General features: G+C 64.2%; 11 protein-coding genes. 5 read left to right on the top strand and 6 right to left on the bottom strand.

The annotated features are described in order from the left end of the window. Positions 1 to 59 precede the first annotated feature (59 nt). The 6 genes from ABD884_RS13720 to ABD884_RS13695 all read right to left on the bottom strand — a co-directional run bounded on the left by ABD884_RS13720 (position 60) and on the right by ABD884_RS13695 (position 6,617). Complete coding sequence (locus ABD884_RS13720; RefSeq protein WP_345046583.1) at positions 60 to 1,262, bottom strand: acyl-CoA dehydrogenase family protein; 1,203 nt, start codon at positions 1,260 to 1,262, stop codon at positions 60 to 62. A 74-nt stretch (positions 1,263 to 1,336) separates the two neighbouring features. Then, the gene (locus tag ABD884_RS13715) at positions 1,337 to 2,047 is read right to left on the bottom strand and encodes an SDR family NAD(P)-dependent oxidoreductase (protein WP_345046578.1); all 711 of its coding nucleotides are present in this window, start codon (positions 2,045 to 2,047) and stop codon (positions 1,337 to 1,339) included. Continuing rightward, the gene (locus ABD884_RS13710; protein WP_345046575.1) at positions 2,047 to 2,907 is read right to left on the bottom strand and encodes an alpha/beta fold hydrolase; all 861 of its coding nucleotides are present in this window, start codon (positions 2,905 to 2,907) and stop codon (positions 2,047 to 2,049) included. Before ABD884_RS13710 ends, ABD884_RS13715 begins: the two co-directional genes overlap by 1 nt. Before the next feature lie 51 nt (positions 2,908 to 2,958). After that, positions 2,959 to 4,872: a flavin-containing monooxygenase gene (locus ABD884_RS13705; RefSeq protein WP_345046571.1), complete on the bottom strand. Its 1,914-nt coding sequence runs from the start codon at positions 4,870 to 4,872 to the stop codon at positions 2,959 to 2,961. 46 nt (positions 4,873 to 4,918) lie between these two features. Then, entirely contained in the window at positions 4,919 to 5,731 is an 813-nt protein-coding gene (locus ABD884_RS13700) for an alpha/beta fold hydrolase (RefSeq protein WP_345046569.1), read from the bottom strand. After that, positions 5,724 to 6,617: an ABC transporter ATP-binding protein gene (locus tag ABD884_RS13695; RefSeq protein WP_345046566.1), complete on the bottom strand. Its 894-nt coding sequence runs from the start codon at positions 6,615 to 6,617 to the stop codon at positions 5,724 to 5,726. The genes ABD884_RS13700 and ABD884_RS13695 overlap by 8 nt, the downstream gene beginning before the upstream one ends. A gap of 352 nt (positions 6,618 to 6,969) precedes the next feature. Between ABD884_RS13695 and ABD884_RS13690 the strand changes: the two genes are divergently transcribed. The 5 genes from ABD884_RS13690 to ABD884_RS13670 all read left to right on the top strand — a co-directional run bounded on the left by ABD884_RS13690 (position 6,970) and on the right by ABD884_RS13670 (position 13,736). Beyond that, on the top strand, positions 6,970 to 7,800 hold the full coding sequence (locus ABD884_RS13690) for an SDR family NAD(P)-dependent oxidoreductase (protein WP_345046562.1): 831 nt from the start codon (positions 6,970 to 6,972) through the stop codon (positions 7,798 to 7,800). A 41-nt stretch (positions 7,801 to 7,841) separates the two neighbouring features. Then, positions 7,842 to 8,693 (top strand): ABC transporter permease, encoded by an 852-nt coding sequence (locus ABD884_RS13685; protein WP_345046559.1) that lies wholly within the window; start codon positions 7,842 to 7,844, stop codon positions 8,691 to 8,693. A gap of 136 nt (positions 8,694 to 8,829) precedes the next feature. Then, positions 8,830 to 9,732, top strand: a complete 903-nt coding sequence (locus ABD884_RS13680) for a LysR family transcriptional regulator (RefSeq protein WP_345046555.1) — start codon at positions 8,830 to 8,832, stop codon at positions 9,730 to 9,732. 218 nt (positions 9,733 to 9,950) lie between these two features. After that, complete coding sequence (locus ABD884_RS13675) at positions 9,951 to 12,173, top strand: acetate--CoA ligase family protein (RefSeq protein ID WP_345046553.1); 2,223 nt, start codon at positions 9,951 to 9,953, stop codon at positions 12,171 to 12,173. 3 nt (positions 12,174 to 12,176) lie between these two features. Next, on the top strand, positions 12,177 to 13,736 hold the full coding sequence (locus ABD884_RS13670) for an acyl-CoA carboxylase subunit beta (RefSeq protein ID WP_345046549.1): 1,560 nt from the start codon (positions 12,177 to 12,179) through the stop codon (positions 13,734 to 13,736). Position 13,737: the final 1 nt, after the last annotated feature.

The raw sequence follows: 13,737 nt of genomic DNA, 5'->3' as shown, positions 1-13,737 counted from the left end.
TTCGTGTCTGTGTCGTGCTGTCCCGATCCGGTAAGGGTCGAGGGTTTAGTTGAAGGGCGTCAGTTGAAGGCGGAGATGCCGGTGATGTCGCGGCCCACGATGAGCGCCTGCATCGAGTCCGTTCCCTCATAGGTGGAGACGACTTCCATGTCGGTCATGTGGCGGATGACGTGGTTCTCCAGGAGCAGGCCGTTGCCGCCGAGCAGCTCGCGTGCCTCGTTGCAGATCCACTTGCCTTTTTGGGCGGTGGCCATTTTGACCATGGACGCCTGGGCGTTGGTGAGCTGGCCGCGGTCGGCGAGTTCGGCCATCCGGGTGCACAGCAGCTGCATGGTGGTCAGTTCGCTGAGCATGTTCGCCAGCCGGGATTGAACCAGCTGGAAGGAGGCGATCGGCTTGCCGAACTGGTGGCGGGTCTGGGCGTAATCGGCGGCAATCTCGAAAACTGCCATGGCATGTCCGACGGCTTCCCAGGCAGCCCCGCCACGGGTCGCCTGCAGGACCCGGGATACGTCGCGGAAGGAGTGGCAACCTTCGAGCCTGTTGGCCGCGGGCAGGCGCATTTCCTCGATGACGATGTCGGCCTGCAGGATGGCCCGCTTGCCCACCTTGCCGGTGATCACGGTGGGGGAGTAGCCCGCCGGGTAGCAGCCGTCGTAGTCCTTTTCGACAACGAACGCGTTGACGTTCCCGTCCTCGGTGTTGCGGGCGAACAGGACAATAACGTCCGCGACATGTCCATTGCCGATCCACCGCTTGTGCCCGCTGATCACCCACTGGTCCCCGTCGCGCCGGGCGTGGGTTTCCAGCGCGACGGAGTCCGAGCCGTGGTCCGGTTCGGTCAGGGCGAAGGCTCCTGTTTTTTCAATCCGTGCCAGGGCAGGAAGCCAGCGTTCTTTTTGCTGCTCGCTGCCGAGGATATTCAGTGCTCCCATGCACAGATTGGAGTGCACACCCAGGAAGGTGTTCAGGCTGCCGTCTGCGCGGGCCATCTCACGGGCCACCATGCCGGCGGCCTTGCGGCTCATGCCCGGGCAGCCGTAACCCTGGATGATCGTGCCTATGATACCCAACTCGGCCAGCGGCGGCAGCAGCACAGCGGGGAACTCGGCCCTCTCCCAGTACTCGTTGATGACAGGCAAAACTTGATTCTCGGCGAACGTCCGGACCTTGTCCCGGATGCCGATCTCCTCCTGGCTGAGGTCATCATCCAGCTGGAAGTAGTCGGAGGTAGCTGTTCGACGGTCGGCCGTTGTGGTCATCTTTGAACCTTTCAAATGCAGTATTGAGCCGGTCTGCGCCGGTGCCGCTCGGGCTATGGTGTGGACCTTGGCGGTCAGCGGCGGATCGAGCCGCCGTCGACCACCAGGGTCTGCCCGGTCACGAACCCGGCGCCGGGTGAGAGGAAGAAACGGGTGGGGCCGACATAGTCTTCGACCACCGAGGCTCGCTTGATGGCCCTGGTCTCGATGTTCTTTGCCTCACCGCCGGCGAGCTGGGTGGCCAGCGGGGTCATGACCAAGCCGGGGGCAATCACGTTGACAGTGATATTCCGTGCGCCCATTTCCGCGGCGAGGCTCCGGGAGAAGCCGATGATGCCGGCCTTGGAGGCCGCATAGGCTGCCGCGCCCGCGGGAGCCTTGAACACGGTGCCGGAGGAGAAGAGGACAATCCTGCCGCCGTCCTCCACCAGGTCCGCAACGCCCTGGACGAAGTTCAGCGTGCCGTGCAGGTTCAGCAGCAGCACACGCTCCCACTCTGCCTTGGGCATCTCCATGAACGGGCCGAACACCCCGATGCCCGCACAGTGGACCAGTGAGTGGATGCTGGTGCGGCCCTGTGCCGCCAGGGATTCACGCACGGCCTGCGGAGCGTCGCCGGCGACGTCGCCGGCGACGTAGTTCACCCCGTCAAGCGGGTTGCTGGGCAAGGAACGGGAGACGGACGTGACCGCCCAATCGTTCCGCAGGTCCGCAGCCAACGCCTCGCCGATGCCGGAGGACCCGCCGCTGAGGACCAAGGCCGGGAACGTGCCGTTATCCGTCATTACTTGCCGCCTTCGATGGTCGATTTGAGGAATCCGCCGATCAGGTCCCAGGTCTCCTGCGGGTGGGTGATGTTGGGGCAGTGCTTGTACGGCAGTAGTTCGGCCTGTGCGTTGGGCAGCGCGGCCTGGAGATTCTTGGACCAGCCGCTTTCCAGCAGCGTGTCCCCGGTGCACTCCACGAGTAGGACAGGTGTGGCGACCCCCTGAAGCTGCGCGGGGTAGGGATCGGCCGGGCGCTCAACTTTGAGCGCCTCGGGTACCGGCATGTGTGGTCCCCGCATGGCCGTGAAGTGCCCGGGCGCGGCCGCCCAGCCAAATCGGGCATCGAGCTGGGCTTCCCGGCCGTCCGAAGGGTCGCAGAGGATGTCGAGGATCTCCTCAAGGCGGGTCCGGGTGCCGTCGAAGTCGCCGATCTTGGCCATGTCCGGAGCCTTCCACGGGCCGCCGGTACCGTTGATCGTGGTGACGGAGGCGATCCGTCCGCGGTAGGTCTCATCGGCCAGCGCGCGCAGGCCGATCGATCCGCCGAAGGAGTTTCCAACCAGGTGCACCGGCCCGTTGATGCCCAGGGAATCGAGCAGGGAGAAGACGTGGCGGATGCGGAAGGCGAACGGCGAGACGTCCACGCGGATCGACTTGGCCGATCCGCCGTAGCCGAGGAAGTCGGGTGCGATGACGCGGAATTTCTCCGCGGCCAGCGGAAGGACGCGACTCCATGTCACGTCGGAGGCACCGCCCCAGGCACCGTCATGCAGGAAAACCACGGGGACGCCGTCGTCGGGGCCTCCAGCAAGGTAGCGGGTTTCGAGGTTGGCGACGATCGTCGTGGCCTCGGTGATCAAGGATGTCTCGGTGAGCAATTGAGTCTCCGGTGAGGTGGGTCGGATGGTGGAAGTAAAAGGGGGAGCTGGTCAGCCGAAGTTGTAGTCTTCGCTGCGCACATGGCTGGTGCGTTCGAAGTATTCGCGGGCCGGAAGCGGCCACATGATGGTGGAACGGCCCTCGGCGTTCATGTACCAGCTGTGGGTCTTGGACCAGCCCCAGGTGCGCTTGGCGCTGGCTTCGGTGATTTCCTTGTCGTACTCGGCAAACACGTCGGGGCGCAGGGACATCGCACGGTAGCCGCCGGCGGCCAGCGTCTTCACTGCATCGATGATGTAGTTGGCCTGGCATTCGAGGAAGAACACCAGGTTCCCGTGGACAACAGTGTTTGTGTTGGGCCCGTACATGCAGAAGAAGTTCGGGTAGCCAGGCAGTGTCACTCCCAGGTAGGCGCTCGCGTCGATGCCCCAGGTCTCGTGCAGGTCCTTGCCTCCGATGCCGGATACGGACATAGGCAGCAGGAAGTCGGAGGCCTTGAAGCCGGTGCCGAGCAGGATGATGTCGGCCGGAACGTGCTCGTCGCCAAGCCACACGCCGTCGGAGTCGATGCGGTTCACTCCCTGACTGACCAAGCGGACGTTGTCCCGCTTGAGCGTCTTCACCCAGGTTCCGTCGTCGCAGATGACCCGCTTGGCGGCCGGTGGGTAATCGGGGATGATCTGCTTGCGCAGTTCCTCGTCGTCCCCGGCCTGCTCCTCAAGGTATGCGGTCAGCTCCTGGCGCAGCTCCTCGTTGGCGGCGGAGACCGAGACCTCCGTCGGCGGGAAGTCCGGGTCCACAGTCGCGGCTGGCAGGTTGCCGATGAGCCGGGGCAGGAAAATGGAGAAGCGGTAGTAGGCGCGGTACTGGTTCAGGTTGTTCAGCATCCAGCGTTCGCCGGTTTCGATCTCCTGGCGCAGCACCGGGGTGGGACGCAGCCACGGGGCGCTGCGCTGGAAAATCGTTACCTTCTCGGCAACCTTCGAGATGGCGGGAGCGAACTGCAGGGTGCTGGCACCGGTGCCGATGACAACCACGCGCTTGCCGCTGAAATCGATGCTGTGGTCCCATTGCGCAGAGTGGACCACCGGACCGCTGAAGGAATCCAGGCCCAGGAGGTTGGGGATCGAGGGCCGGTTGAGCTGGCCCACGGCGCTGACCACAATGTTGGATTCGATGATTTCCCCGACGCCTGCGGCCGTCTTGGTTTCAAGGGTCCAGGTTCCGGTTTCCTCGTCCCAGTGGGTGGCCGTGACCTCGGTGCCGAAGACCATGTGCTCGAGCAGGCCATTGTCGGCGGCGAACTGGTGCAGGTAGCGGTGGATCTTTTCCTGGCGGCCGTAGTGGGTTTCCCAATCGTGCTGGACGAAGGAATAGGTGTAGATGTGGCTGCGGACGTCGGTGCGGCAGTCGGGGTAGGTGTTTTCCCACCAGGTGCCGCCGACGTCCAGGCTCTTCTCGATGATCTTGAACGGAACACCCGCCTGCTTCAGGCGCAGGCCGGCCAGCAGGCCGGAGAATCCGGCGCCGATCACCACGGCGTCTAGTGCGCTGTCCGGGGCGATGTCCTGGAGCGTCCAATGGGGCTGGCGCGGGTCCACGTTGTTGGGGGTAAACGCGACCGCAGCCATGGCCTGGGCGTCTTCGTTCTCCCCGCCCATCAGCCAAGTGGCAAGTTTTCGCCGCAGCGACTCGTCGGGGACCGCTGCCCATTCGTCCTGGGTAGCAAGGAACGGCGTGAGCAGTTCGAAGCAATAGGTGCGGGCCTCAGCCTCGGTTGCCGGATCCAGGCCGCTGAGCGGAAGCGTCTTCAGGTTCGGCCGCCATTCATCGCGCAGCACACTTGTGTCGCCAGTGACGTGGGCCGTCAGCATGACGAGGGCCGGCACCTGGGCCGATTCAAGGTGGGCGCTCAGAGCTTCTTCGCTCATCTCCGTCATGGCGCGATCGAGTGTTTTGTTCATGTCGTCTCCGTAAAACAGGTATATGGACTAGTCTGCTCGCTGATCGTCAGCGCGGCCAGCAAGCCAGATTTTCGAGGAAGGGCAGCAGTGCTGCGGCGACCTGGTGGGGGTTCTCGAACGCGAGAAGATGCCCGCCCGGGGCGATGCGCAGCTCGGCGTCCCTGATGGAGGCGGCGAGCTGTTCGATCACTGCACGCGGGGTGCTTTGGTCGTCGTCGCCGCCGATCACGAGGGTTGGTGGCGGCGAGTCCGTGTGGAAGTCGCCGACCTGGGTCATGGCTTCGAAATACTCGGCGACGGTGTTGCCGCCGGCGCCGAGGAATTGTGCGCGGGCTTGCTGGACCAAGGGGTTCGCGGCATCCTGGGAGCCGTCGCCGAACCAGCGGCGCATTGTCATGTCCACGGCAGCTTCAAGTCCGCCGGGAGCCCGGACCTCGGCAGCGCGTGCCAGGGTTCCGCGGGTGGCTGCTTCATCGAAGCCGCCCCGGGTTGCCATCAGGATCTGTGCATCGACCCGGTCCGGGAAGCTGCCGGTGACAGCCTGGGCGACCATGCCGCCCAGTGAGATGCCGAGCACCACGGAACTCTCGATGTTTTCGGCGTCCCACATGGCGGCGACGTCCTGGGCAATAAGCCCCAGTGTGAGGTCCGAGACTCCTCGCGGGCTTTGTCCATGTCCGCGGAAGTCAGGTGCGAGCAGACGATAGTCTTCGCCAAGTGCCTCGGCCAACGGCGCGTACCACGATCCATCCAACGCCAACGAGTGCAGGCAGGTGATCAGGCGCGGGCCTTTGCCGTACTGGCGGTACGCGACGGTGGCGCCATCGGCGCCGGCAACCTTTTGCAGGGTCTCAGCCATTCTGGCTCTCTTCCCTGATGCGCTGTTCGGCGAGTTCGACTTCGCTTCGAAGTCGATCGGACATCTCGTGGAAATAGGACTTGAACAGATCGGAGTCCCGTCGCATCTCCTGGCGTCGCGGCCGCTCGAGTTCGATCTTCATGTCGACCACCATGCGGCCGGGCCGGCTGGCCATCAGGATAACCCGGTCGCTGAGCAGGATGGCTTCCTCAAGGTCGTGGGTCACGAAGATGACCGTTGGGCGCTCAGCTTCCCAGAGCTGGGTGAACTCTTCCTGCTGGATCGCGCGGGTCTGTGCGTCCAGCGCCGCGAATGGCTCGTCCATCAGCAGTACTTTGGGGTTCTGCACCAGGGTTCGTGCGATTGCGACGCGCTGGCGCATGCCCTGGGACAGGTGGAGGACGTCGGAGTCCGCAAACTCGTGTAGTCGAACCCGGCGCAGCCATGCCTCGGCGCGTCCGCGGCGCTCTTCCTTGGGAACCCCCCGGATTTCCATGCCGAGTTCGACGTTGCTGCGGACCCGGCGCCAGGGCAGAAGAGCGTCACGGGCGAAGAGGAAGGCCGCGTCATTGCTTCCGGGGCGTACCTCGGCACCATCGATGCGAACATTGCCACTGCGCGGCTTCAAGAGGTTGCCCACCATGCCGAGGGCCGTCGTCTTGCCGCAGCCCGACGGGCCGACGATGCTGACGAACTCCGACGGTTCGATGCGCAGGTTGAAGTTGTCCAACACCCGCACTGGTCGATTGCCGTGGAGGAAGCTGTGGTTCACATTCTCGAACTCGACTGAAACTCCCCTGGCTGCGGTGGGCTGCGATGCCGTTTCAGTCAGTCCATTCATGGAAATCTCACTATCGCCGGTTGAGCGGAGGGTTGTGTTGGGCATTGTCGCTCCAGTCGTTATTTTGCGGGGCCGACCCGTTTGGCAGTCTTCGTTGGCTGACGATTGCGGAGCCGGCACCAAGGATGATCACGCTGGCACAGCAATGAACACGAGGAACCGGGAAGCTTGATCCTGTGGTGCACGTCACCCACTGGTCAATGAATCGTTGAACACCTTGGCTGCAGAGTCAAGAAAATCAGGCCCGATCCGTGGCTATCACCTCGATAGCGATTCTGACGTTGCCCACGGCTACGAATGGAAGGAAGCTTTCTCAAACGCACCATTGCCATGGAGGGCCCGCCATGCGTGAAGTCGGCCGCACACACCGGGCACACACCAATCAGGAGGACGTCAGATGACGAACACAGTCAGCACCAGCAAAAAGTCGGGTCAGACCACCTTCGACTTCACCGGCCAGGTCGTCATCGTGACAGGCGCTTCCGGCGGTATCGGCTCGGCGCTTGCCGACAAGTTCGCCGAAGCCGGCGCGGATTTGATCCTGCACGGACGCAAGGCCGAGGCGCTCGAAGCGAAGGCCGAGCAGATCCGTGAACTCGGACGCAAGGCCATCGTGGTCACCGGCAACATCAAGGAACCCGAGACCGCCCATGCGTTGGTCCGTGCTGCCCTGGAGGGGTTCGGTCGGATCGATATCCTGATCAACAACGCCGGCGGGAACTTCGCGGCACGCCTGGAAGACCTGTCAGCCAATGCGTGGAACGCAACGATCGGCACCAACCTCAGCGGTGCCTTCCACGTCTCGGTCGCCTGCCTCCCGGTCTTTGAGAGGCAGGGCGGCGGCAACATCATCAACGTCGGCTCGGGTTCGGCGAACTACGCCCACCCGATGCGTGGTGCGTATGCGGCTGCAAAAGCGGGGCTTGCCTCGTTGACCAAGACCATGTCCTGGGAATGGGCCGACCGCGGCGTGCGCGCCAACTGCGTTGAGCCTGGCGCCACTCTGACCCCGTCCTCGCGCTTCGCCAACGCGGATGTCGAGAAGTCCTTCGGCGAGTTCCTGGCCCTGGGCCGCGTGGGCCTGCCGGAAGAAGTCGCCGACGCCTGCCTCTACCTGTGCTCCGAGGCCTCGAGCTTCATCACCGGAACGGTCCTGCAGGTCACCGGCGGTCCGCACACCTCATCACCTTTGGACTCAAAGCTCGTCCGGGCACCGCGCAATGCGTGATTCAGCCAGCACCACCGAAGACCGCAAGGGAAGGGCTTGACATGGAAACGATCGCTAAGGCGGACACCTTGGTCGCCGCCGCAGGCTCGCGGGCCTACAACGACAACACGATACTCACGGAACGGCGCCGATCACGCATCAGGCGGGAGCTGAGCGTCTGGGCCCTGAGGATCGGTGCCCTCGCCGTCTTCGTCTTCAGCTGGTCGTTTGTGACCGGTCAGGGGATCGTGGATCCGACACTGGTTTCCACCCCCGGTGATGTCGGGACATCCTTCATCAAGGAACTGGGGGATGGCACGTTCTGGGTCGATGTGACCGCGACCTTCAGCGGTGCCATGGCCGGCTTGGTCTCCGGTGCGATCCTGGGCATCCTGGCAGGGGTCATTTTCGCCCGCGTCGAGGTTCTTCATGTCGCAGCGAGGCCCTTCCTGACCCTGATGAACAGCCTTCCCCGTCCGGCACTGGCGCCGATCTTCATCCTCTGGTTCGGCCTGGGCTTCGGCCCGAAAGCGCTTGTTGCCTTCAGTGTGGTGTTCTTCGTCCTGATGACCAGCACCATTGGTGCTTTGCAGGGGATCGACCACGACATCAAACAGTTGACCAAGTCACTGGGAATGACGGCCAAGCAACGCTTCTTCAAGATCGAGCTGCCGTCCGCGTTGCCGTCGATCGTGGGCGGGCTACGGCTTGGCGCCGTGTACTCGGTGCTCGGTGCGGTGGTCTCGGAAATGGTCGGCGCGTACACCGGACTTGGCCAGCGGTTGGTGGTGGTGACCAACAACTTCCACGTTTCGGAAACCTTCGCCATCCTGCTGGCCATGGGCTTGCTGTCGATGGTCCTTGACCTTTCCATCTCGGGCTTGCAGAAGCTCGTGACCAAGTGGACAAGATAGTCCTGACCAGGGTCGACAACAACCCATCATCCCATTCGGATCCTTTGTGACCGCAGAGGAAATATCCCCGGAGTTGTGATCGGAGTAACGTGGTCATCCACCGGTAATCGACCGCGGCAGCAGAGGAGAAAAAGCTATGAGGTTCGCACAGTTGCGCTATCTGGAGGCAGCCTTGCGGACGGGCTCATTCCGGCAAGCTGCCAAGGAACTCGACATCTCCCAGCCGACTATCACGAACCAGGTACAGCGGCTCGAAGAGGACCTGGGTGTCATCCTGGTGACCCGGGGTGCGAAGGGTGTGCGGCCAACCTATGCGGCAGACAGGATCATGCCGCACGTGGTTGCGGCTGTTCAGGCCGAGCGTATGCTGCGCGAGGAAGCCAGCGCTATCGGCGGCCTGAAGTTGGGCACGGTCCGGCTCGGAACGGTGCCGGCCGGGTCCCAGTCGATTCTTCCCACGGTGGTAAAACGACTGTTGACCGAATTCCCCAATGTGCGTTTCGAAGTCGACGAGGGTCCCTCGAAGATGGTGGTTCGCGGCGTCCTCAGCGGCCATTTCGACGTCGGCCTGGTAACCCGCCTGCCCGGTATCGAACTGGTTCCGGCCGAAGATGCTTTGCTGCACCACATCGATCTCGTCTCAGGCCGGCTGGTTCTGGCCGTTCCCGAAGGCCATCGGCTTGCCGGCAAGGATGACTTCGAACCCGCAGACCTGGAAGGGGAGGCACTGATCTTTCCTGCAGAGTCAAGCATCCTGCGCGTGGCCTTTGAACGAATGCTGGAAGGGATCGAGGCCAGAATCGTCTACGCCACACCCAATGCCGAGGCCGCGCAAGCCATGGTGCGCGCCGGCGTCGGAATTTGCATGGCGAACACGCTTCTCGATTCGACCATCAGCGGCAAGGGTGTTGCGCTCGTGCCGCTTCCCTTCGAATGGGCACGTGCCAGTACTTCCGCCATCGTCAGGAAAGACGAGGCCAGGTCCTCGGCAGTGCAGGCGTTCCTGCGTCTCTTGCGGGAAGCCGCCAAGACCTTCTAAGCAACTGACAGGCCCGCCGCGCCTTTCTAGCCGGCGGCCTTTTTGGCATGCCCAACGGCCGGCCCCTTAGGGGCGTTCGGTACCCGTGCCGATAGCGCAGGCATATCACCCTGCCAGCGCTGGCGACCTTCCCAGGGCCGAGTTGGCTGGCGAGACTGAAATCACACCGGACGCGAGAGTATGCCGTCCGGATCCGACGTTCAGTGAGGTGCCCCCCGTTGTTAGTTGAAACAGCCCTAGCGAGTCGCTCCGAGACAATCGTCGAGTTCATCGCACAGGCCAGAAACAGAGAATCGGCCATGTTTACCGAGGCCGAAGGGAAATCCCTGCTGTCGGCATGTGGAATTGATACCCCCCAAGGCGTCGAAATTGCGGTGGGCCAGGAACTTCCGGGCCACCTGCGCGAACCGCTGGTCGTCAAGGCGATCTCGGCGACGCTCGTGCACAAGTCCGACGCCGGCGGCGTGCGGGTTGGCGTGACCCGCGCCGAACTTGAAGAAGTCGCGGCACAGATGCGCGAGAGCCTGGCCGACTTCGGACACACACTGGATGGCCTGCTCGTTGAGGAAATGGTGCCGGCCGGCCATGAGATCATCGCCGGCGCGGTGCGCGCGCCCGGACTTGGCTGGACCGTCATGGTCGGCCTTGGCGGGGTCCTTGTGGAGGTATTCGAAGACGTTGCCTTTGGCCTGGCGCCCCTGTCGAACGAGCAGATTCTTGACATGCTGCAGGAACTGCGCGGCATGAAGGTGCTCAACGGTGCACGTGGCGGCGTGAAAGCAGATGTCCCGGCCCTTGTCACGTTGATCTCGCGACTTGCCGGCCCTGGAGGCCTTCTAGCTTCCCTTCCCGATGACGTCGTCGAAATCGATCTCAACCCGGTGATCGTTTCCGACACGCGTGCGGTCGCAGTGGATGCCCGCTTCGTCGTCGGGCCGCTGGGAACCGACGGCGTCGTGGTCGCCGACCGAAAGGATGGCCGGGTAACGGATTTCTCGCCGTTGTTCCAGCCCCGCAGGATCGCAGTACTCGGTGCAAGCGGCAAACGCCCAAACCTTGCCAACCGGTTCATCCGCAACATCCGCGCCGGCGGCTTCGAGGGCGCCATCGTCCCGATCCACCCGGCCGCCGACGAGATCGAGGGCCTGCCCACAGTCGCCTCGCTGGCCGACGTCGATGAACCCATCGACTACGCCTTCGTGGCACTGCCCGGGGCACGCGTCGCCGAGGCGCTGGGCCAGGGCGCCGGCAAGGTGCGGTTCGCCCAGGTAGTTTCCAGCGGTTTCGGTGAGGTCGAAGAAGGCAAGGAACTCGAGGCCACGCTCGTTGCCACAGTGCGCGAGGCGGGCATTCGCCTGATCGGCCCGAACTGCCTGGGCACCCACGCCTCGGCCGGGAAGCTTTCCTTCGTCCCCGAGGCCCCGCTGACGCCAGGAACCACTGCAGTGGTCTCGCAGAGCGGCGGGCTGAGCGTTGACATCCTGCGCGTCGGGGCGGCTCGAGGCATCGATTTCCACAGCGTGATCAGCATCGGAAACAGCGCCGACGTCGACGCCGCCGAACTCGTCGAGTCCTTCCTGCGCAACGATGAGGTGCAGGTTATCGGCCTGTACCTGGAGTCGCTGGCCGTGGCCCGCCAGGTCCTGGACGTGCTTGCCTCGGCCGAAACCCGGAAGCCTATAGTGCTGCTGGCCGGAGGCCGGACCGCCGAGGGCTCACGTGCGGCCACCAGCCACACCGGCGCGCTTGCAGGAAACCACCGCCTGTGGCCGGCCATCGCCCGCCAGGCGGGCATGACCCTGGTGGACTCCCTCGCCGATTTCGCCTCCGCGCTGCACGCCCTTTCGACACTCGATTTGAGCGTGCATCCCAACGGCCGTGAGGCAGTGCTTTTCGGAAACGGAGGCGGTGCCAGCGTGCTGGGCGCAGATGCCCTTGACCGCCAGGGGGTGGCAACCTCGCCGCTTCCCGCCCAGGTCATCGAGGCTCTCGAGGCGCTGGACCTGCCTCCGGGCAACGGATTCCACAACCCCATCGACGTGCCGGCCGGCACACTGGCCGTCAGGAGCGGCGCGGTCGCTGCGGACATTCTCAAGACTGTGCTCGCCGACAGCCACCCCGCAGTGCTGATTTCCCACCTGAACGTGGGCATCATCCAGCGCAACCTCGGGGCCACCCATGGAGACGTCACGGGCAACATCATCGACTCGATCGCAAAGGCACGCGACGAGTCGCAGCCGGGAACGCACCAGATCCTGGTCTTGAAAACGGATGGCAGCGCGGGAACCGCGGAGCTGATCACGGCGTACGCACAACGTGCCCGCAAGATGGGAATCCCGGTCTTTCCGGCTTTCGAAGACGCGGCCCTCGCCGCGCGGGCTGTGCTCGAACAGAGCCGTCAGACACACCAGGCGCCGCGTGGCGCAAACGGAAGGCAGTAAGAGATGACCCAGGAAGCAGTCAAGACCGAGGAAATCAAGCTCAGCCGCGAGCAGGAACACGAAGAGCGTCGCGCGGCCGCATTGGCCATGGGCGGCCCCAAGAAGCTTGAGGCCCGCCGCGCCGAAGGACGGCTGAACGCCCGCGAGCGTCTTGCATTACTGCTGGACCCCGGCACGTTCCGCGAGTCCGGCCTGTTCACGACCTCCGCCGTGGAAGCTGACCGACACAAGACCCCGGCCGACGGCAAGGTCACCGGCACCGGCGAGGTCGACGGCCGGCGTGCAGCGGTCATTGCCTACGACTTCACCGTCAAAGGTTCCTCTTCCAGCCCGGTCAGCAACAAGAAGATGTCCAACTTCAAGGAACTCGTGGGCAAGGTCGGCATGCCGCTGGTCTACCTCTCCGAGTCCACCGGCGTGCGAATGCCAGACGCCATGGGCGGCACGGGGATGGGCAACGCCAACGGCAAGACCCGGTTCCTGCGCAAGCGTGAAAGCCCCTGGGTCTCGGCGGCCTTTGGCTACTGCTTCGGGTCTGCCGCCTGGCACACCGTCGCCGCCGACTTCGCGGTCTTCCGCAAAGGCAGCGTGCTGGCCGTCTCCAGCCCCGGCCTGGTTAGCCGCGCCACTGGCCAGCAGGTTGAAGCGCAGGAGCTCGGTGGCTGGAAGGTTCACGCCGAGGTCACCGGCTACGCCGACGCGGTGGCCGACACCGATGAGGAAGCCATTGAACTGGTCCGCCGCTTCCTCTCCTATATGCCCGCACACAACGGCGAAGCCCCGCCGCTGGCACCGGTCCCCGCCGGCTCGGGAGAGCGCGCCGCCGAACTGAACCAGATTGTCCCCGAGTCCCGCACGAAGACCTACGATGTGCGCAAGGTTATCGACATCATCGCCGATACCGACTCGGTATTCCCGATCAAGGCCCGCTACGGCAAGTCCCTTGTTACCTCGCTGGCCCGCATCGGCGGCCAGTCCGTGGGCATCATCGCCAACAACCCGATGTTCAAAGGCGGCGCGCTGGACGGTGCTGCCTGCGACAAGGCCACCAGCTTCCTGGTGCTCTGCGACTCCTACAACATCCCGGTCATTATGCTCGTGGACCAGCCCGGATTCCTGATCGGCTTGGAAGCCGAGCACAACAAGGTCGCCGGCAAGATCATCAACTGGATGAACGCGCTCTCGCTGGTCACCGTGCCCAAGATCTCGGTGACCATGCGCAAGAACTACGGCCAGGCCTTCATCAACATGGGCGGCGGCGGAACCGCCGACGCCACGGCCGGCTGGTGGTCCACCGAGGTCAGCTTCATGGACCCGACCTCTGCGGTCTCCGTTGTCCACGGACTCGACCCCCAAACTGACCCGGAGATGTACGAGCTGCGCCTTGCCGAGATGGCCAAGGGGACCACCGCCTACGACGTGGCCCGGGTCTACGGATTCGAGCAGGTCATCGACCCCGCCGAGACGCGCGAATTCATCCTCGGCGCCTTGAAGGACCACTACCGGGCCCGGAGCAACGGGGTGGGCGAACACAACCTGAGCACCTGGCCGACAAGCTTCTAAG

Origin of the sequence: Arthrobacter methylotrophus (assembly GCF_039539965.1) — a bacterium.
Classification (GTDB): Bacteria; Actinomycetota; Actinomycetes; order Actinomycetales; family Micrococcaceae; genus Arthrobacter; species Arthrobacter methylotrophus.
Note: the sequence above shows the minus strand (reverse complement) of the source record. Positions and strands in the feature narration are given on the sequence as shown.

Excerpts from the sequence above, each read along its gene's own strand:
- ABD884_RS13670 (WP_345046549.1), top strand. The coding sequence starts at position 12,177 with ATGACCCAGGAAGCAGTCAAGACCGAGGAAATCAAGCTCAGCCGCGAG.
- ABD884_RS13690 (WP_345046562.1), top strand. The coding sequence starts at position 6,970 with ATGACGAACACAGTCAGCACCAGCAAAAAGTCGGGTCAGACCACCTTC.
- ABD884_RS13720 (WP_345046583.1), bottom strand. The coding sequence starts at position 1,262 with ATGACCACAACGGCCGACCGTCGAACAGCTACCTCCGACTACTTCCAG.
- ABD884_RS13695 (WP_345046566.1), bottom strand. The coding sequence starts at position 6,617 with ATGCCCAACACAACCCTCCGCTCAACCGGCGATAGTGAGATTTCCATG.
- ABD884_RS13715 (WP_345046578.1), bottom strand. The coding sequence starts at position 2,047 with ATGACGGATAACGGCACGTTCCCGGCCTTGGTCCTCAGCGGCGGGTCC.
- ABD884_RS13680 (WP_345046555.1), top strand. The coding sequence starts at position 8,830 with ATGAGGTTCGCACAGTTGCGCTATCTGGAGGCAGCCTTGCGGACGGGC.
- ABD884_RS13685 (WP_345046559.1), top strand. The coding sequence starts at position 7,842 with ATGGAAACGATCGCTAAGGCGGACACCTTGGTCGCCGCCGCAGGCTCG.
- ABD884_RS13705 (WP_345046571.1), bottom strand. The coding sequence starts at position 4,872 with ATGAACAAAACACTCGATCGCGCCATGACGGAGATGAGCGAAGAAGCT.
- ABD884_RS13700 (WP_345046569.1), bottom strand. The coding sequence starts at position 5,731 with ATGGCTGAGACCCTGCAAAAGGTTGCCGGCGCCGATGGCGCCACCGTC.